The sequence below is a fragment of the Actinomadura gamaensis genome (assembly GCF_042652125.1).
Classification (GTDB): domain Bacteria; phylum Actinomycetota; class Actinomycetes; order Streptosporangiales; family Streptosporangiaceae; genus Spirillospora; species Spirillospora gamaensis.
Window position 1 is genome coordinate 596,141 of record NZ_JBHSIT010000001.1, and the last position, 17,851, is coordinate 613,991.

A 17,851-nucleotide genomic window follows, 5' to 3' on the forward strand; every position below is an offset into this window, starting at 1 on the left:
GAAAATCAGCGAACCCACGTTCGTGACGGTACGCGATCGGTGATCACGGAATCAAGGGGATTTTCTTGAGACCTAGATCTGGTTTTCGGGCTTGGCCGGAATCGTGGCGGCGATGGCCTGGCCGATCTCGATCAGGGTGTCCCCGGGCGGCGCGTACTTCGGCGGGATCGTCACCTCGACGTACGCCTGGCGGCCCAGCACCGTCCAGGTGACCGGGCGGTCGTGCGGGAAGCCGTGCCACTTCAGCCCGTTGATCTCCATGAGCTGCTCGTCCATCCGGTAGGTGGACGGCAGCGGCACGCCGCAGCGCAGCGCGATCGCCGGATCGCCCCACGCCGCCGTCAGCGGCGAGTCGGGCGAGGTGTCGCGCCGCTTCAGCCCGTGCAGCCGCGCGGGCAGCTGAAGCCCCTGGCACAGCTTGACCGTCGCCGCGTCCGGTCTGGGGGCCGGCACCTGCACCGCGCCGTCGCCGCAGGCGGCGAGCAGCGGCGCGGCGGCCAGCAGCGAGAGCCCCGCCGCCGTCCCGCGCACGACCGTCCTATATGTGGACGATCGGACACGTGAGCGTGCGGGTGATGCCTTCGACACCCTGGATCTGGGCGACGACGAGCTTGCCGAGCTCGTCGACATTGCGCGCCTCCGCTCGAACGATCACGTCGTAGGGACCCGTGACGTCCTCCGCCAGGGTCACGCCGGTGACGCCGCGGATGTGTCCTGCCACCGCCGCGGCCTTGCCCACTTCGGTCTGGATGAGGATGTAGGCCTGCACCATCACGTCCTCCCCGCGCGGAGATTCAACGTCGGACGGTCACCGTATCGTGTTACGCGCCGCCGCGGGGGATCGGGGGCCCGAGAGCGGTCAAACGGGGGAGAACGGGAGAAACGTGGAGAGCATCGGCGACCTCGGCGAGTTCGGCCTGATCCGGCGCGCGACCGGGCGCGCCCTCACTCCGGACGTGCTGCTCGGCCCCGGCGACGACGCCGCGGTGATCGCCGCCCCGGACGGACGCGTCGTCGCCACCACCGACGTCCTCATCGAGGGACGCCATTTCCGGCTCGACTGGTCGTCCCCTTATGACATCGGCCGGAAGGCCGCGGCGCAGAACCTCGCCGACGTCGTCGCCATGGGCGCGCGGCCCACCGCGCTCCTCGTCGGGTTCGGCGCGCCGCCGACCACGTCCGCCGAGTGGGCGCTGCGCCTGAACGACGGCATCGCGGACGAGGCCGCGCTGGTGGGGGCGTCCGTGGCGGGCGGCGACACGGTGTCCTCGCCCACCGTCACGATCGCGGTGACCGCGCTCGGCGACCTCGGCGGCGCGCCGCCGATCACCCGCTCCGGCGCGCGTCCGGGCGACCTCGTGGCGGTGCGCGGACGGCTCGGCTGGGCCGCGTCCGGGCTGCACCTGCTGGAGCATGCCCTCCTCGGCCGAAGCGGCGCCGGCCCGGACGGTCTCGACGGCCCGGACGGCTTCGGCGGAGCGGCGGCGTTCCTCGCCGCGCACCGCCGCCCGGAACCTCCCTACGCGGCGGGGGCGGAGGCGCGGGCGCTCGGCGCCACCGCGATGCTGGACGTCAGCGACGGCCTGCTCCAGGATCTCGGGCACATCGCGGACCTCTCCGGAGTCGCGATCGACATCTCGGCGGCCTCCGTCCCGCTTCCGCCACGACTCCCTGGCGAAAAGGGAACGGCGACACGGCCGGGCGAAGGTAAAACCTCGTCCGAATCGGCGGCCGGCGTCCCCGCGGCACCGGACCCGCTGCAGCTCGCCCTCACGGGCGGGGAGGATCACGCGTTCGCCGCGACGTTCCCGGCAGGCACCGCGCTCCCGGCCACCTGGACGGTCGTCGGACGCGTCGCCGAGGGCTCCGGAGTCACCGTGGACGGGGCCGTCCCGAGCGTCCGGGGATGGGACCACTTCCGGAGTTAAGCCCAGGTTAAAAGGGGTCGAGCGGGGTCCGGGCGTTTACTCGTCCAGTAGGCATGCTTGGTGAGGGTTTGGTATACATCCTGTGATCGAAGAGGGATGGGATGGGACGACACACCAGACTCCGGACGCCCGAGGACGAGGTCCTGCCGCCACCGGCCGGACCCTCTTCGCGGCCTCGCTGGAAGCAACTGGTCGCCCACGTCCCGTTCCCGCTGATGCCGCTCGTCGCGCTGATGCTCGCCGTCGGAGTCGTCGTCCTCGCCTACAGCACCCAGCAGATCTCCCTGAACTTCAACAAGTCGCCGCAGGCGGCCACGCCCCGGGACGCGGGCGGCCCCAGCGACGGCACCATGTCCGAGCGCTCGCCGGGCGAGCGGGCCAGCCGCGGCGCGGGCCGCACCGGCCTCACGGTCGCCTTCCGCGTCGCGTCCCGCACCTCCACCGGCTTCCGCGGCACGGTGACGATCAGCAACCACGGCTCGACGACCGTCCCGAAGTGGGCGCTCGCGTTCCGCGTCCCCGGCGGCACCGTCCGCGCGGTCACCGGCGCGGCCGTCGTCCAGACCGGCTCGGTCGTGCGCGTCCGCAGCCGGAGCGGCCAGGCGCTCCCGCCGGGCGCCTCGCTGCGCATCGCCTTCACGTCGGTCGGGGCCGTCGCCGCCCCGGTCGACTGCGTGATCAACCGCCAGACCTGCGCCCGCGCCTGACTCCGCCGCTCCGGCCCTGCCCCGTGAGCCCTGCCCCCTCCGGCCCCTGCGCCGCGTCGCGGGGCGTCCGAATTGCCTAGAGTGGGCTGCATGACGTCCCACCAGCCAGGTCAGGCCCCTCCGCTCGTGCTCACCGTCGCCGGCTCCGACTCCGGCGGCGGCGCGGGGATCCAGGCCGACCTGAAGACCATGCTCGCGAACGGCGTCCACGGCATGAGCGTCATCGCCGCCGTGACGGCGCAGAACTCCCTCGGCGTCCAGGGGTACTGGGAGCTGCCGCCCGAGGCCGTCCGCGCGCAGCTCGACTCGGTGCTCTCCGACATCGGCGTGGACGCCGTGAAGACCGGGATGCTGGCCTCGAAACCGCTGGTGGAACTGGTCGCCGAGGTCCTCGGCGAGGTGGCCGCCCCGGTCGTGGTCGACCCGGTGGGGGTGTCGAAGCACGGCGACTCGCTGCTAGCCCAGGACGCCGTCGAGGCCGTCCGGACGAAACTGCTGCCCGTCGCCACGGTCGTCACCCCGAACCTGTTCGAGGTCGAGCAGCTCACCGGCGTCAAGGTCGTGGACGAGTCGGGGATGCTCGCCGCCGCCGAGGCGGTCAAGGAGCTCGGGCCCGCATGGGTGCTGGTGAAGGGCGGCCACCTGCCCGGCGAGCCCGCCGACCTGCTCTTCGACGGGACGTCCGAGTACCGCTACACCGCCGAGCGCCACGACAACCGCCACACTCACGGCACCGGATGCACCCTGGCCTCCGCGATCGCCTCGAACCTCGCCAAGGGCGAGCCCGTCCCCGAGGCGGTGGAGAAGGCCAAGCGCTACGTCACCGGGGCCATCGCCGAAGGGTTCCCGCTCGGCGCGGGCATCGGGCCGGTCGACCACGGCTGGAACCTGCACCGCAGCTGACCGCCGAAAATACTCAGGGCATACGAGAACCGGCCCGGGGCGCGCCCCCGGGCCGGTTCTCGGAGTCTGGAAGGTCAGACGGTCGGCTTGACGACCTTGCCCGCCTTGATGCAGGAGGTGCAGGCGTTGATGCGCTTGGTGCCGCCGTTCACGACGGCGCGCACGCGCTGGATGTTGGGGTTCCAGCGGCGCGGGGTGCGGCGGTGCGAGTGGGAGACGCGCATGCCGAAACCGGGTCCCTTGCCGCAGACGTCGCAGACGGAAGCCACGGGAAACTCCAAGTTGGGTGTCGATGCTCTGGACCGGACCGCCCCGGGCTCGGTGACCGGCACCGGAGGCGCATCCTGAATGGCGCCCCGGACGAGGCGCATGGATCAGAGTAGCCCAGGGTGAGCCCGCTAGGCGAATCGGCCTGCGGATTTCCGGGCCGCCCGCTGTTCCCAAGAGCACGGTGGGCGCGATAGACCGGTGGTCCGGGATGCGGCGGCGGCTGGCGGGAGCGGGAGTGGGCGAGGTTCTCGACGGGGCGGCGGTCCGGCGGTGGTGCGCCCTGGCGGCCGAGGCGCTCGGCCGGACCCGCGCGGAGATCGACGCGCTGAACGTCTTCCCCGTCCCGGACGGCGACACCGGCACGAACCTGCACCTGACCGTCCTCGCCGCCGCGGACGCGATCCAGGCCCTCCCGCCGGACGCGAGCACCGAAGAGGTGTGGCGGACGCTCGCGCGCGGCGCCCTGCTCGGGGCCCGCGGCAACTCCGGGGTGATCCTCAGCCAGTTCCTGCGCGGGCTCGCCGAGATCCTCGGCGGCCGGGGCGCGCCGCCGCCGGACGGCCAGGTGCTCGGCGAGGCGCTCGGCTACGCGGCGCTGCTGGCCCGGCACGCCGTCGAGCACCCGGTGGAGGGGACGATTCTCAGCGTGCTCGCCGCCGCGTCGGAGCGGACCGGCGACGAGGCGACGCTCGCGGGGGCCGCGCGGGCGGCGGCGGCCGGGGCGCGGCGGGCGCTCCGGGCCACGACCGGCCAGCTCGACGCGCTCGCCCGCAGCGGCGTGGTGGACGCGGGCGGAGCGGGCCTCTGCGTGGTCCTCGACGCGCTCGCCGCCGTGATCACCGACGAGTATCCCGAGCGCTACGTCGTCCCGGCGCGCACCTCGCCCGGCGCCGCGTCCGCGCCGCCGGACGAGCGGCGCGGCCCGGGCTACGAGGTCATGTACCTCCTGGACGCGCCCGACGACGGCATCCACCGGCTGCGCGCCACCCTGGACGGTCTCGGCGACTCGCTCGTGGTGGTCGGCGGCGACGGCCTGTGGAACGTCCACGTCCACGTGGACGACGCCGGCGCCGCGATCGAGGCGGGGCTCGCGGCGGGCCGTCCGCACCGGGTCCGCGTCACCTACCTGAAGGCCGTGGACGGCGGCCCGCAGGCGCCGTGCGTAGGCCGGGCCGTGGTCGCCGTCACCGCCGCCGAGGGCCTCGCCGAGCTGTTCGAGCAGAACGGCGCGCGGGTCGTGCGGCGCGCGTCCGGGACCGTCCCGCCGCTGGCCGTCCTCGCCGAGGCGATCCTCGCGGCCGGGGACGAGGTGGCGGTGCTGCCGAACGAGCCGGAGGTGCTCGACCTGGCCGAGGCCGCCGCCGAGCGCGCCCGCGAGGGCGGCGCGCGGATCGCGGTGGTGCCGACCAGGGCGTCGGTGCAGGGCCTCGCCGCGCTCGCCGTGCACGACCCCCTGCGCCGGTTCGCCGAGGACGTGATCGCGATGACCCGCGCCGCCGGGGCCACCCGGTTCGGCCAGCTGGAGGTCGCCGCGGAGGAGGCCGTGACGAGCGTCGGGCTGTGCCGTCCGGGCGACGTCCTCGCCCTGATCGACGGCGACGTCGCCATGATCGGCCGGGATCTCGCGGGGACCGCGCTCGGCCTGCTGGACCGGATGCTGTCGGGCGGCGGCGAGCTGGTCACGCTCGTCCGCGGGGTGCGGGCCCCGGCCGACCTCACCGACCGCCTGGAGGACCACCTGCGCGCCCGCCACCCGGACGTCGAGACCGTCTGCTACGAGGGCCGGCAGGAGCTGTATCCGCTCCTCGTGGGCGTGGAATGACGGGCCGGCGCGGTAGAAAAGACGGGTGACGAACCTCGACGAGCCGTTGCGCAAGGTCCTGGGCGACAAGACCGCGAAGGTCCTCGACAAGGGGCTGGACCTGCGCACGGTCGGCGACCTGCTGCACCACTACCCGCGCCGCTACGCGCACCGGGGCGAGCTGACGCCGCTGAACGAGCTGGCCGACGACGAGCACGTCACCGTCATGGCCGAGGTCGTCAAGGTGCAGGGCCGCACGCTGACCCGCAGCCCCGGCTACGTGCTGGAGATCACCGTCACCGACGGGACCGGCGAGCTGAAGCTGAGCTTCTTCGGCCGGCGCGGCTCCTACGTGCCCGAACGCGACCTGTCGCCGGGCACCCGCGGCCTGTTCGCGGGCAAGATCAGCACCTACCGGCCGCGCTCGGGACGCCCGCAGCGCCAGCTGACCCATCCGCAGTACAAGGTCGTGCACGCGCGCGACGCGGACGCCGCCGCCCGCGAGTGGGCGGACGAGATCATCCCGATCTACCCGACCACCAAGGGCCTGGACATCGACGCGATCGGCAAGTCGGTCGCGACCGTCCTGGACCTGGCCGATCTCGGCGACGACCCGATGCCGGAGTCCATCCGCGAGCGCCTCGGTCTGATCTCCCTCGCGGACGCCTACGAGGGCATCCACCGTCCGAAGGACTGGGAGCAGCTCGGCCGCGCCCGCAAGCGCCTGAAGTGGGACGAGGCGTTCGTCCTCCAGATCGCGCTCGCGCAGCGCCGCCGCGCCGCCGCGGCCCTTCCCGCGAAGCCGCGCCCGGCCGTCCCGGACGGCATCCTCGGCGCCTTCGACCGGCGCCTGCCGTTCGAGCTCACGGAGGGCCAGCTCCAGGTTGGCGAGGAGATCGCCGCCGACCTCGCCGAGTCCCATCCGATGCACCGCCTCCTCCAGGGCGACGTCGGCGCGGGCAAGACCGTCGTGGCGCTGCGGGCGATGCTGCAGGTCGTGGACAACGGGGGGCAGGCCGCGCTCCTCGCGCCCACCGAGGTGCTCGCCCAGCAGCACTACCGGTCGATCACGAAGATGCTGGGCGAGCTGGGGCAGGCCGGGCAGATCGGCGGGGCCGAGAACGCGACGCGGGTGACGCTGGTGACCGGCTCGCAGGGCGCCAAGGCGCGGCGGGAGTCGCTGCTGGAGGCGGCGTCCGGGAGCGCGGGGATCGTCGTCGGGACGCACGCGCTGCTCGAAGATCACGTGCAGTTCGCCGATCTGGGGCTCGTCGTCGTGGACGAGCAGCACCGCTTCGGCGTGGAGCAGCGGGACGCGCTGCGCGAGAAGGTGTCGGGCGGACGCCCGCACGTGCTGGTCATGACGGCGACGCCGATCCCGCGGACGGTCGCGATGACGGTGTTCGGCGACCTGGAGACCTCGGTGCTGGGGCAGCTCCCGGCCGGGCGAGCGAAGATCAGCACGCACGTGGTGCCGCCGGAGAAGCCCGCGTTCCTGGCCCGCACCTGGGAGCGGCTCCGGGAGGAGGCCGGGCAGGGACGGCAGGTCTACATCGTGTGCCCGCGCATCGGCGAGCAGGAGGGCGACGAGGGCGACGTCCCCGCGCCGGACGAGGAGGGCCGCCGGTCCCCGCTCGGGATCATGGAGCTGCTGCCGATGCTGGAGGGCGAGCTGCTCTCCGGCCTGCGCATCGGGGTGCTGCACGGCAAGCTGCACCCGGACGAGAAGGACGCGGTCATGCGCCGGTTCGCGGCGGGCGAGCTGGACGTGCTGCTCGCCACGACGGTGATCGAGGTCGGCGTGGACGTGCCGAACGCCACCGCGATGGTGATCATGGACGCGGACCGGTTCGGGGTGTCGCAGCTGCACCAGCTGCGCGGCCGGGTCGGGCGCGGCACGCTGCCCGGCCTCTGCCTGCTGGTCACCGACGCCGAGCCGGGGTCGAAGGCCCGCGAGCGCCTGGACGCGGTGGCCTCGACGACCGACGGGTTCGCGCTGTCCCGCCTGGACCTGGAGCAGCGCCGGGAGGGCGACGTGCTCGGCGCGGCGCAGGCCGGACGGGCGTCCAGCCTCCGGCTGCTGACGCTCCAGCGGGACGAGGACGTGATCAGGCTCGCCCGCGAGGAGGCGGCGGCCCTGGTCGAGGACGATCCGGAGCTGGAGCGCCATCCCGGGCTGGCCGCCGAGCTGGCGTCCCTGCTCGACGAGGAGCGCACGGAGTACCTCGAAAAGGCCTGATCCACGGGCGCTGGAGGCGCCCGGTCCGCGAACGCGGCCGGGGGCCTCCTGCATTGTGATGCAGGTCACCCCATATACCCCCTAGGGGTGTGCTACGTTTCTCCGCGTCGGAAAGACATACCCCCTAGAGGTATAGGAGGCGGAGATGTCCGCGTCGAACCCGAGGCGGTGGTGGGCCCTGCTGGTGCTCGCCACGGCCCAGTTCATGGTCATCATGGACACCTCGATCATCGGAGTGGCGCTGCCCGACATGCAGCGCGACCTGGGCTTCTCGCCCGGCGGCCTGCAATGGGTCTTCAACGCCTACGTGGTCGTGTTCGGCGGCCTGCTCCTGCTCGGCGGGCGGCTCGCCGACCTGCTCGGCGCGCGCCGGGTGTTCGCGGCCGGCTGGGCGGTGCTGGCCGGCGGCTCGGTCGTCGCGGCGGCGGCCCAGGACGCCTGGGTCGAGCTGCTCGGCCGCGGGATCCAGGGCGTCGGCGGCGCGCTGATCACCCCGGCCGCGATGGCGCTGCTCATGGCGACCTTCGGCGCGAACCCGCGGGAGCTGGGCAGGGCGATGGCGCTGTACGGCGCGGCGGCCCCGGCGGGCGGCACCGCCGGCGTGTTCCTCGGCGGCGTGCTGACCCAGTGGCTGAGCTGGCCGTGGGTGTTCGTGATCTACATCCCGATCGGGCTGGCGACGCTCGCCGCCGTCCCGGCCGTGCTGCCCGCCGTCGCCGCCCGGCGCGGCTCGGTGGACCTGCTCGGCGCGGTCTCGGTCACCGGCGGGCTCGCCCTCGCCGTGCTGGCGGTCGTCCGGGCGCCGGAGCAGGGCTGGGGCGCGGCGTCCACGCTGCTGGAGCTCGGCGGCGCGGCGGCCCTGCTGGTGCTGTTCGCGATCGTGCAGAAGGCCGTCCGGGAGCCGCTCGCGCCGCCGACGATCTGGCGGGTGCCCGGCCTCGCCGCGGCCAACCTCGCGTTCGCGCTGCTCGGCGCGGCCTGGATCCCGGCCTGGTACTTCCTGAACCTCTACCTCCAGCAGGTGCTCGGGTTCGGGGCGTTCGCGAGCGGCGCGGCGCTGCTGCCGATGACCGTCACGATCATGGTCCTGATGATCGGCGTGACCGGGCGGCTCATGGCCCGGTTCGGGATGAAGCCGCTCGCGGTGACCGGCCTGCTGGTGCTGGCGCTCGGCCTGGCCGGGCTGACGTTCGTCCGTCCGGACGGGAGCTTCGCCGCCGACGTGCTCGCCGCGTCGCTGGTGGCGGCCCTCGGGATGTCGCTCGCCTTCATCCCGACCATGATGTCCGCGCTCGCCGGGGCCCCGGCGGAGCAGGCCGGGCTGGCGTCCGGCATCGTCAACACCTCCTACCAGGTCGGATCGGCGCTCGGGCTGGCCGGTGCGACCGCCTTCGCCGCCTCGCACGGCGCGGACGCGCTCGGCGACGCGGTCCGGCTCACCGACGGGTTCCGCGCGGCGTTCCTGGTCGCGGCCGTGATCGCGGCGGCCGGCGGGGTCGCGGCGCTGGTCCTGCTGCGCGGGCCGCGGGCCGCCGAGGCCGCGCCCGCCGCGGAGGCGGAGCGGGTCGGATGACCGACTGTACGGAGAGGGGACGCGGCCCGGCGCGTTCCCTCTTCCCGCCGTCAATCCATACTTTTCCAGTTGACTATAGGGAGAATATGGGCCACCATGGACCCGTGATCGCACGAACCGCCTTCGTAGCGCGCCGGCACGTGGACCTGCGCCGGCAGGCCAGCGCCCTGTGTAGCCGCCGCTGACCGCCCCCTCCGGACGCGTCGCGCCCGGACGATCCGCTCGGCACCACGGAGGCCGCCATGCCGCTCACATCCGATTCCGCGACGCCGGGACCCCTCGCCCGCGTCCTCGAACTCCACCGACTCGACCGGCCCACGCTCGCCGACCTCGACCCCTACCTGCGCGACGGCGAGGCGGCGGTGCGGGCCGCCGCCGTCGCCGTCCTCGCCCGGCTGCTCCGGGACGGCCTCGCCCCGCGCGGCGCCGCCGACACCCTCGCCTGGACGCTCGCCGACCCCGACGAGCGCGTCCGGTCGGCCGCCGCCGACGCCCTGGACGACCTGCCCGAGGCCGTCCTCGGCACCGACGGCGTGGAAGCGCTGCTCCTGGCGTCCGCGCCCGACCGCGACGGCCGCGTCCGCCGCACCGCGAGCGCGCTGCTCGACGCGCTCGTCCGCGCCGCGACCGAGCTCTACGCGCAGGGACTCCAGGAGGACGAGCCGCACATCCGCGTGCAGGCCGTCCTCGGCCTCGTCGCCCTCCACGCCGCGGCCGAGGTCGCGGAGGCCGCCGACGACCCGGCCCGCGAGGTCCGCGTCGCGGTCGCCGGGGGACTGGCGCGGCTCGCCCAGGGTTCGGCGTTCTCCGCCCTCGACCATCTGCTCGCCGACCACGACCCCGTCGTCCGGATGGCCGCGATCGACGCCGTGGCCGAACTCGGCGCGCCCGAGCCCCTCGTCGGACGCGTCGTCACCGCCACCGCGCACACGAGCTGGCAGGTCCGCCGCCGCGCGGCGATCGCCCTCGCGTTCGCCGAGCCGGACGTCGCCGTCCAGCCCCTCGTGCGCGCGCTGCGCGACCGCATCGTGGACGTGCGGCGCGCCGCCGTCCAGTCGCTCGAACAGTGGGCGCCGACGAACCCCGAAGTCCTGACCGCGCTCACGGAGGCGCTGGCGGATCCCGACCCTGGAGTCCGAACCCAGGTGCGCTGGGCGCTGTCCTAGTAAGAGCCGGTCCGGGCAGGCCGCTCGCGGATCGCGGTGCGGACGGGGAGTCTCGGGGTGGGGACTCCCTGTCCGTTCCCCGGTCCGCGAGCGGCCATACTGCTGGGGTGAGCAGGGTCATCGCGGGGAGTGCGGGCGGACGCCGGTTGGCGGTTCCGGCGGGACGGGACACGCGGCCGACCAGCGACCGGGCGCGGGAAGGGCTGTTCTCCACCGTCCAGGCGCTGCTGGGCCCCCTCGACGGGCTGCGCGTGGCCGACCTGTTCGCCGGGTCCGGGGCCGTCGGCCTGGAGGCGCTCTCGCGCGGCGCCGGGCACGCGCTGCTGGTGGAGTCGCATCCGCGCGCGGTCAGGGTCGTCCGGCAGAACGTCGAGTCGCTCGGGCTGCCCGGCGCGCGCGTGGTCGCGGACAAGGTCGAGCGGGTCGTGAAGCAGCCGCCGGACGAGCCGTACGACCTGGTCTTCGCCGACCCGCCCTACGCCCTCGCGGACGAGGCCGTCACCGGGCTGCTGGAGTCCCTCCGCGACCACGGGTGGCTCGCGGAGGACGCGCTCCTCGCCGTCGAACGATCGGTTCGATCGCCCGCTTTGTCGTGGCCTGAGGGGTATATGTCCGAACGTGACCGTCGTTACGGCGAAGCCGTCTTCTGGTACGGGCGCGCCCTCGGCTGATCACCTCGCGCCTGACTACGCTGGGTGTTCAGGCGATCTCGGAGGGCAGGAGTCCGCATGAGCTCCGGCGGCACGAACAGGGCGCTGCGCTGGACCTGGGTGATCACCCTGCTGATGGTGCTCGCCCTGATGGCGAACGTCACCTACGTGCAGGGGTTCGAGGCGCAGTCGCTGCGCGACGACCCGCAGAACACGCGCCAGTACTCCAACCGCGACGCGATCGCCCGGGGACCGATCGTCGCGGGCGGTGAGCGGATCGCCTGGTCCGACGCCGTCGCCAAGAACAAGTACCAGCGCCGGTACAAGGACAGCGAGACGTTCTCGCCGATCACCGGCTACTTCTCGATGTTCTCCCAGACGCAGCTGGAGAGCTCGGAGAACCACGTCCTCGACGGCAGCGACCCGCGCCTGAAGACCACGAGCCTCATGGACCGCATCCTCGGCAGGAAGGTCCCCGGCGGGACGGTCGAGACCACGATCAACCCGCGCGCCCAGCGCGCCGCCTACCAGGCGCTCGCCGGCAGCGGCGGACGCCGGGCGGCGGCCGTCGCCCTCGACCCGAGGACGGGCGCGATCCTCGTCATGGCGTCCTACCCGTCCTACGACGCGAACCAGGTCGCGGTGCCGAACGCCAAGCAGGCGCAGGCCGCCTTCGACCGGCTCAACAAGGACGCGTCGAAGCCGCTGCTCAGCAAGGCGACCGGCGAGGTCTTCCCGCCCGGCTCGACGTTCAAGACGGTCGTCGCCTCCTCCGCCATGGCCGCCGGGACGACCAAGGACACCAGCGTCCCCGCCGGACGCAGCTACAAGCCGCGCGGCGCCGGGCAGCCGATCAACAACGACGCCGGGGACATCGGCGGCGAGTGCGACAACGCGTCCATTCCGCTGATCACGGCGTACGCGCAGTCCTGCAACACCACCTTCGCCTACATGGGCGCCGAGCGGCCGGGCAACGGCGGGGTCTCCGACCAGGCCGCGCGGTTCGGCTTCTACAAGAAGATCGAGTACGACAAGGGCCTGTCCAGCGCGGTCAGCTCGTTCCCCAAGACCGGCCAGCCCTCGCTCAGCGCGCTCGGCTCGATCGGGCAGGGCAGCACCATCGCCACCCCGCTCCAGATGGCCATGGTCGCCGCCGCCGTCGTCAACGACGGCAAGGTCATGCGTCCCTACCTGGTCGCCAGGCTGCGCGGCGCGGACGGGACGGTCGTCCAGGGCGCGACGCGCCAGTCGCTCGGGCAGGCGCTGAACGCAGACCAGGCGGGCCAGATGCGCGACCTCATGCGGGAGGTCGTGAAGTCCGGCACCGGCAAGAGCCTCCAGGGATCGTCCGTCGGCGGCGGCAAGACGGGCACCGCCGACATCGAGGGCGTCTCCTACAACGACCGCTGGTTCATCGGCTTCGGACCGGGATCGAGCGCCAGGTACGCCGTCGCCGTCATGACCGAGGCGCCGGGCTACGGCATCGAGTCCGGCCCCATCGCCGCCAAGATCATCGACGCGCTCGGCGGCTGAGCACCGGCCCGCGCGCCGTGCTGAAAATCACTCGCCGGACGTCTCGAGGCGGAGCATCGGAGCAGGTCGGGGGCGGGATGGGCGATGCGGGCCGGGGACGCTCCGCGGGGCGGCGGAGAGGCCGCGCCCCGGTCGCCGACCCGGTCCGGGCGGTTTGGTACGGTCGCGCCGCAGGTCGTCCCCGCCCAAGGATGGAGCCGTCTCGTGCGCCGTGTCGTCTGCCCCGGCTCGTTCGATCCCGTGACCAACGGCCATCTCGACATCATCAGCCGCGCGTCCCGCCTCTTCGACGAGGTGGTGGTCGCCGTCATGATCAACAAGACCAAGCAGGGCCTGTTCACCGTGGACGAGCGGATGGAGCTGCTCCGCGAGGTGACCAAGGAGTACGGCAACGTCCGGGTGGACTCCTGGTACGGCCTGCTCGTCGACTTCTGCCGGATGAACGACATCCCGATGATCGTCAAGGGCCTGCGCGCGGTCAGCGACTACGAGTACGAGCTCCAGATGGCCCAGATGAACCACCGGATGGCGGGCGTGGAGACCATGTTCATGTCCACCAACCCGCTCTACTCCTACCTGTCGTCCTCCCTCATGAAGGAGGTCGTGAAGTTCGGCGGGGACGTCTCGGGCCTCGTGCCGGACGTCGTCCACGACCGCCTCGTCGAACGCCTCCGCGAGTCCTGATCCCCGCGGCGCGCGGGTCCGGTCCGGCGTGGATTCCAGGGCGGCCGGGCGGGAATCCATGGCCGCCGGGCGGGGGTTCGGGACGGCCGGGCCGGGGGTGCGAGGAGCCTCACGGGGCGTCTGAGTTGGGCGATCGCCCCCGGTCGGATACCCTGGGACATCGGCCAGGAACGACGGTCGCGATTCGCCATGCCTCACGAAAGCAGGAACATCCTGTCCCGCAACGACTCCGCGCAGAGCCCGCTCACGCTCGACACCCGAGCCCTCAGCAGGCAGCCCGGATCCGAGCGGCGGGTGCACCTCACCGTGCCGGCTCCGGAGAATTTCGGCATCGAGATGGTGCGGGTGCCCGAGGGCGCGCCGATGGAGCTGGACATCCGGCTCGAGGCGGTGCTCGAAGGCGTGCTCGTCACCGGAACGGCAACGGTTCCCCTCGAAGGGGAGTGCGCGCGCTGCCTGGATCCGATCGCCTCGGAGTTCGAGGCGAACTTCCAGGAGCTCTTCGTTTATCCTGACACCCGCTCCGGCGGGAACGCGGGCGACGACGAGCTCCGCCTCGAGGACGACCTGATCGACCTCGAGCCGGTGCTCCGGGACGCGGTGGTCCTCCAGCTGCCGCTCTCGCCGCTGTGCCGGGACGACTGTCCCGGCCTGTGTCCGGAGTGCGGTGTACGGCTGGCGGACGCCGGGCCCGACCACCACCACGACGCCGCCGACCCCCGGTGGGCGGCGCTCGGTTCCATCGACCTACGAGAAGGAAAGCAGGAGGGCTGAAGTGGCCGTCCCGAAGCGGAAGAAGTCGCGCAGCAACACGCGGCACCGTCGTTCGCAGTGGAAGACCGCTGCCCCGACCCTGGTCGAGTGCCCGACCTGCCGTGACACCAAGCTGCCGCACACCGCGTGCCAGACCTGTGGCACCTACGACCGGCGGCAGGTCATCGCGCCGTCGGCCTGACGGCTGATCTCGTCGTACCGGGGGGCGGTCTCGCGTGCTGAACGCGGCCGCCCCCTCGCGGTTCCCCGCACCGTTCCGGCATCCGCCGGGACGGTCCGGGAACCGGCCACCCGGCGCGTCGTGCCGCGTGGTGACCGGCCGAGGCCAGCGCCCGGAGCCGTGGTGCACGCCGGGATCGGATCCCACCGGCGCGCACCTCGCTTTCGCGGACAACCCTCCGCCGCCCACCGCCGCCGCGAGCGCCGTCCGCAAGGCGGCCCTCAGGGCTGCCCCGCCAGGCGAGGAGGGCCTGTGAGCGGCAAGAAGGACCGTCCCATCCCCGACAGCGCCGAGCTGGTCGCGGCACTTCAGGTCGAGGTGTCGCCGGACCTGCTGGAGCGCGCGCTGACGCACCGCTCCTACGCGTACGAGAACGGCGGCCTGCCGACGAACGAGCGCCTGGAGTTCCTGGGCGACTCGGTGCTCGGCCTGGTCGTCACCGACACCCTGTTCCGCGGCCACCCCGACCTGCCCGAGGGGCAGCTCGCCAAGCTCCGCGCCGCCGTGGTCAACATGCGCGCGCTCGCGGGCGTGGCGCGCGATCTCGGCGTCGGCCCGCACATCCGGCTCGGCCGGGGCGAGGAGGGCACCGGCGGGCGGGACAAGTCGTCCATCCTCGCCGACACCCTGGAGGCGCTGATCGGCGCGGTCTACCTCGACCGCGGCCTGGACGAGGCGTCCGCGCTGGTGCACCGGCTGTTCGACGCGCTGATCACCCGGTCGGCGGGGCTCGGCGCGGGCCTGGACTGGAAGACCTCCCTCCAGGAGCTCACGGCGGTCGAGGAGCTCGGCGTCCCCGAGTACCACGTCGCCGAGTCCGGCCCCGACCACCAGAAGACCTTCCGCGCGTCGGTGCGGGTGGGCGGCACGGCCTACGGCTCCGGCGAGGGCCGCTCCAAGAAGGAGGCCGAGCAGCACGCCGCCGAGGCCGCCTGGCACGCCATCCGCGAGGCGGTCGTCCAGCGCGAGGGCGGCCAGTCCGCCTCGGGTCAGTCCGGCTCGGGTCAGCCCGCCTCCGGCAAGGGCGGGTCCGCCGCGGGCGGCGACGGCGCGTCCGGCAAGGGCGGGTCCGGTGCGGGCGGCGACGGCAAGGCGCGGGACGGCGAGGGGAAGGGCGGCGCGGCGGCCGCGGTCGCCGGTGCCTGAGCTCCCCGAGGTCGAGGTCGTCCGGCGCGGGCTGGACCGCTGGGTCACCGGGCGGACGGTCGCGTCCGCCGAGGTGCTGCACCCGCGCGCCGTCCGGCGGCACGAGGAGGGCCCGGCCGACTTCGCCGGCCGCCTCGCCGGACGCGTCGTCGCCCAGCCGAGGCGGCGCGGCAAGTACATGTGGCTGCCGCTGCTGCCCGAGGGCGCGGCGGACGGCCGGGCGGACGGCGCGGCCGCCGAGTCCACAGAGTCCACCGAGCCCGCCGAGCCCACCAAGCCCGCCGAGCCCGTTGAGCCCACCGAGGCGCTGCTCGCCCATCTCGGCATGAGCGGCCAGCTCCTGGTCGGCGAGCCGGACCGGGAGCGCCACAAGCACCTGCGCGTCCGGCTGACGTTCTCCGACGGCGGCCCCGACCTGCGCTTCGTCGACCAGCGGACCTTCGGGCACCTGCTGGTCGCCGACCTGGTGCCGTCCAAGGTGGGCGACCGGGTGCCCGCGCCCGTCGCGCACATCGCGGCCGACCCGCTGGAGGAGGCCTTCGACGAGGAGGCGTTCTTCGCCGCGCTGAAGCGGCGCCGCACCGGCATCAAGCGGGCGCTGCTCGACCAGTCGCTGATCAGCGGCGTCGGCAACATCTACGCCGACGAGGCGCTGTGGCGGTCGCGGCTGCACTGGGCGCGCCCGACCGAGACGATGACGCGCGCCGAGGCGTCCCGGGTGCTGGAGGCCGCGCGCGAGGTGATGAGCGCGGCGCTCGGCGTCGGCGGGACGTCCTTCGACGCGATGTACGTCAACGTCAACGGCGAGAGCGGCTACTTCGAGCGGTCGCTGGAGGCCTACGGCCGCCGGGACGAGCCGTGCACCCGCTGCGGCACCCCGATCCGCCGCGACGAGTTCATGAACCGCTCGTCCTACAGCTGTCCCAAATGCCAGCCACGCCCGCGGCGGGCGCGCTACTGATCCGAGGGTCGCCGGACGGCGCGATCGGCGCTGAGCGGGCGAATCAGCCTGCGGCAGGGCCTTCCGGACGCGGCGCGCGGAGCATGTCGGGCGAAGTCGAAGGAGAGCGAAGATGTCGGACGAACCGGACGTGCGGCTGACCGCGTGGGTGCGCGGGCACGTGCAGGGCGTCGGCTTCCGGTGGTGGGTGCGGGCCCGCGCGCTGGAGCTGGGGCTGGTGGGGAGCGCCGCCAACCTGCGCGACGGCCGGGTCGAGGTGATCGCCGAAGGACCGCGCACGGCGTGTGACCGGCTGCTCGGGCTGCTGCGCCCCGACGGCCGGCCCGAAACCGGCCTTCCGAGCCGTCCGGGACGGGTCACCGGGGTGGTCGAGCGCTGGAGTGAGCCGCGCGGCGGGTGCGCCGGTTTCGAGGAAAGGTGACCGGGTAGGGAAGTCCGGTTTGAGCCTGCTAAACTGAGGACGACAGGTTGTTACCGGCCCGTGATGTCCGTCTTGACCAGGACACGCGCCGGTGCGACTCTAGATGATACGCGCACCGAATCCAGTTGGTTCCCGTGCGCGATTCCTGCTGGTTACTCAGCGTGGAGGACCCTTAGTCATGGCGAAGGCTCTACTCGGCCACGTCGGCGGTCCCGACCCCCGTATGGTCGCGGAGATGCGGCGCCTTCAGCAGCGCGTACGCGACCTGGAGGCCGAGCTCGTACGGCTCCAGGAGGAGAACGACGCGCTCGCGACGGCCGCCGACGGCGACATCGTGTCGCTCGGAGTGAAGGACCGTGAACCGGCGCTGACCTGATCGGCGCCGCTCTTTTACGTCAGCGGAGTCAGGGACGCCGTTTCCCGTGGCGTCCCTTAGTCTTTCCCGCCGCGCCACAGCCCACCGTCCGGTGGTCTTGACCCGTTCCCGGGTCAGACGGCCGATCGTCCGGACGGCGTCTTCGGGCTCGCCGGCCGCGGCAGTTCACCGCCACGCCCCACGCCGGGCGTGCCGTTCGGCTGCCCGGGAACCCGTCCGCCAGGCCGGGTTCCCGGCGCAATGCGGCCGATCATGGCACATTGGAGGGGAACCGCCGCGCGGATGCGGGGTGCCGGCGTCCTCTGCCGGTATCGTTCGACAGGCTCGCGGGCGTCCGCCCGGCGGGCCACGGGGGTGAGCGAGCCGCCCGGAGCCGTCCGTGCCGGTGGGCACGGCGGCGCCACGCGCGACGCCGGCGTCCCGGAGCGACCGCCCGGGACGGCGGGCCGGGACGCGCGGCCGGTGGCGCTCCCCCTCCGCGAATCCGGAGGAGGACGGC

Annotated in this window: 19 protein-coding genes and 1 pseudogene; 17 read left to right on the plus strand and 3 right to left on the minus strand. The window is 73.6% G+C overall.

The features are described from left to right. Positions 1–72 precede the first annotated feature (72 nt). Both ACFPCY_RS02835 and ACFPCY_RS02840 read right to left on the minus strand, forming a co-directional pair. Positions 73–531 carry a DUF3515 domain-containing protein gene (locus ACFPCY_RS02835; RefSeq protein WP_378251956.1) on the minus strand — a complete coding sequence of 153 codons (459 nt, stop codon included), beginning with the start codon at positions 529–531 and terminating at the stop codon, positions 73–75. Positions 532–538: 7 nt separating this feature from the next. Then, on the minus strand, positions 539–772 hold the full coding sequence (locus ACFPCY_RS02840; protein ID WP_378251957.1) for an Lrp/AsnC ligand binding domain-containing protein: 234 nt from the start codon (positions 770–772) through the stop codon (positions 539–541). Between the two features lie 112 nt (positions 773–884). Between ACFPCY_RS02840 and ACFPCY_RS02845 the strand changes: the two genes are divergently transcribed. The 3 genes from ACFPCY_RS02845 (at position 885) to thiD (ending at position 3,538) form a co-directional block, all read left to right on the plus strand. Further along, entirely contained in the window at positions 885–1,928 is a 1,044-nt protein-coding gene (locus ACFPCY_RS02845) for a thiamine-phosphate kinase (protein ID WP_378251958.1), read from the plus strand. A gap of 101 nt (positions 1,929–2,029) precedes the next feature. Beyond that, entirely contained in the window at positions 2,030–2,635 is a 606-nt protein-coding gene (locus tag ACFPCY_RS02850) for a cellulose binding domain-containing protein (RefSeq protein WP_378251959.1), read from the plus strand. Between the two features lie 90 nt (positions 2,636–2,725). Next, positions 2,726–3,538 (plus strand): bifunctional hydroxymethylpyrimidine kinase/phosphomethylpyrimidine kinase, encoded by an 813-nt coding sequence (gene thiD, locus ACFPCY_RS02855; protein WP_378251960.1) that lies wholly within the window; start codon positions 2,726–2,728, stop codon positions 3,536–3,538. Between the two features lie 74 nt (positions 3,539–3,612). Here the strand turns inward: thiD and rpmB are convergent, their stop codons facing one another. Beyond that, positions 3,613–3,807, minus strand: coding sequence for a 50S ribosomal protein L28 (rpmB, locus tag ACFPCY_RS02860; RefSeq protein WP_026341916.1), 195 nt, complete (start codon positions 3,805–3,807; stop codon positions 3,613–3,615). A gap of 236 nt (positions 3,808–4,043) precedes the next feature. On the opposite strand from rpmB, the gene ACFPCY_RS02865 reads away from it, so the two are divergent. From ACFPCY_RS02865 to ACFPCY_RS02930, 14 genes and pseudogenes are all read left to right on the plus strand, one after another. Beyond that, on the plus strand, positions 4,044–5,630 hold the full coding sequence (locus tag ACFPCY_RS02865) for a DAK2 domain-containing protein (protein ID WP_378251961.1): 1,587 nt from the start codon (positions 4,044–4,046) through the stop codon (positions 5,628–5,630). Positions 5,631–5,655: 25 nt separating this feature from the next. Continuing rightward, positions 5,656–7,848 carry an ATP-dependent DNA helicase RecG gene (gene recG / locus ACFPCY_RS02870; RefSeq protein WP_378251962.1) on the plus strand — a complete coding sequence of 731 codons (2,193 nt, stop codon included), beginning with the start codon at positions 5,656–5,658 and terminating at the stop codon, positions 7,846–7,848. A gap of 145 nt (positions 7,849–7,993) precedes the next feature. Beyond that, positions 7,994–9,421 (plus strand): MFS transporter, encoded by a 1,428-nt coding sequence (locus ACFPCY_RS02875; RefSeq protein WP_378251963.1) that lies wholly within the window; start codon positions 7,994–7,996, stop codon positions 9,419–9,421. Between the two features lie 86 nt (positions 9,422–9,507). Next, positions 9,508–9,606: a putative leader peptide gene (locus ACFPCY_RS02880; RefSeq protein WP_378251964.1), complete on the plus strand. Its 99-nt coding sequence runs from the start codon at positions 9,508–9,510 to the stop codon at positions 9,604–9,606. A 57-nt stretch (positions 9,607–9,663) separates the two neighbouring features. Next, the gene (locus ACFPCY_RS02885; RefSeq protein WP_378251965.1) at positions 9,664–10,587 is read left to right on the plus strand and encodes a HEAT repeat domain-containing protein; all 924 of its coding nucleotides are present in this window, start codon (positions 9,664–9,666) and stop codon (positions 10,585–10,587) included. A 107-nt stretch (positions 10,588–10,694) separates the two neighbouring features. Next, the gene (gene rsmD / locus ACFPCY_RS02890; RefSeq protein ID WP_378251966.1) at positions 10,695–11,258 is read left to right on the plus strand and encodes a 16S rRNA (guanine(966)-N(2))-methyltransferase RsmD; all 564 of its coding nucleotides are present in this window, start codon (positions 10,695–10,697) and stop codon (positions 11,256–11,258) included. A gap of 57 nt (positions 11,259–11,315) precedes the next feature. Further along, entirely contained in the window at positions 11,316–12,770 is a 1,455-nt protein-coding gene (locus ACFPCY_RS02895; protein ID WP_378251967.1) for a penicillin-binding transpeptidase domain-containing protein, read from the plus strand. A gap of 204 nt (positions 12,771–12,974) precedes the next feature. Then, entirely contained in the window at positions 12,975–13,454 is a 480-nt protein-coding gene (gene coaD, locus ACFPCY_RS02900; RefSeq protein ID WP_378251968.1) for a pantetheine-phosphate adenylyltransferase, read from the plus strand. A gap of 189 nt (positions 13,455–13,643) precedes the next feature. Further along, positions 13,644–14,228, plus strand: a complete 585-nt coding sequence (locus tag ACFPCY_RS02905; protein WP_378251969.1) for a YceD family protein — start codon at positions 13,644–13,646, stop codon at positions 14,226–14,228. A 1-nt stretch (position 14,229) separates the two neighbouring features. After that, entirely contained in the window at positions 14,230–14,409 is a 180-nt protein-coding gene (rpmF, locus tag ACFPCY_RS02910; protein ID WP_026414645.1) for a 50S ribosomal protein L32, read from the plus strand. Positions 14,410–14,724: 315 nt separating this feature from the next. Beyond that, positions 14,725–15,402 (plus strand): annotated as a pseudogene (gene rnc, locus ACFPCY_RS02915) (ribonuclease III); the annotation flags it as partial. A 184-nt stretch (positions 15,403–15,586) separates the two neighbouring features. Continuing rightward, on the plus strand, positions 15,587–16,555 hold the full coding sequence (gene mutM / locus ACFPCY_RS02920; protein WP_378251970.1) for a bifunctional DNA-formamidopyrimidine glycosylase/DNA-(apurinic or apyrimidinic site) lyase: 969 nt from the start codon (positions 15,587–15,589) through the stop codon (positions 16,553–16,555). A gap of 112 nt (positions 16,556–16,667) precedes the next feature. Further along, the gene (locus ACFPCY_RS02925; RefSeq protein WP_378251971.1) at positions 16,668–16,976 is read left to right on the plus strand and encodes an acylphosphatase; all 309 of its coding nucleotides are present in this window, start codon (positions 16,668–16,670) and stop codon (positions 16,974–16,976) included. Positions 16,977–17,154: 178 nt separating this feature from the next. After that, the gene (locus ACFPCY_RS02930) at positions 17,155–17,352 is read left to right on the plus strand and encodes a hypothetical protein (protein ID WP_378251972.1); all 198 of its coding nucleotides are present in this window, start codon (positions 17,155–17,157) and stop codon (positions 17,350–17,352) included. Positions 17,353–17,851 lie beyond the last annotated feature (499 nt).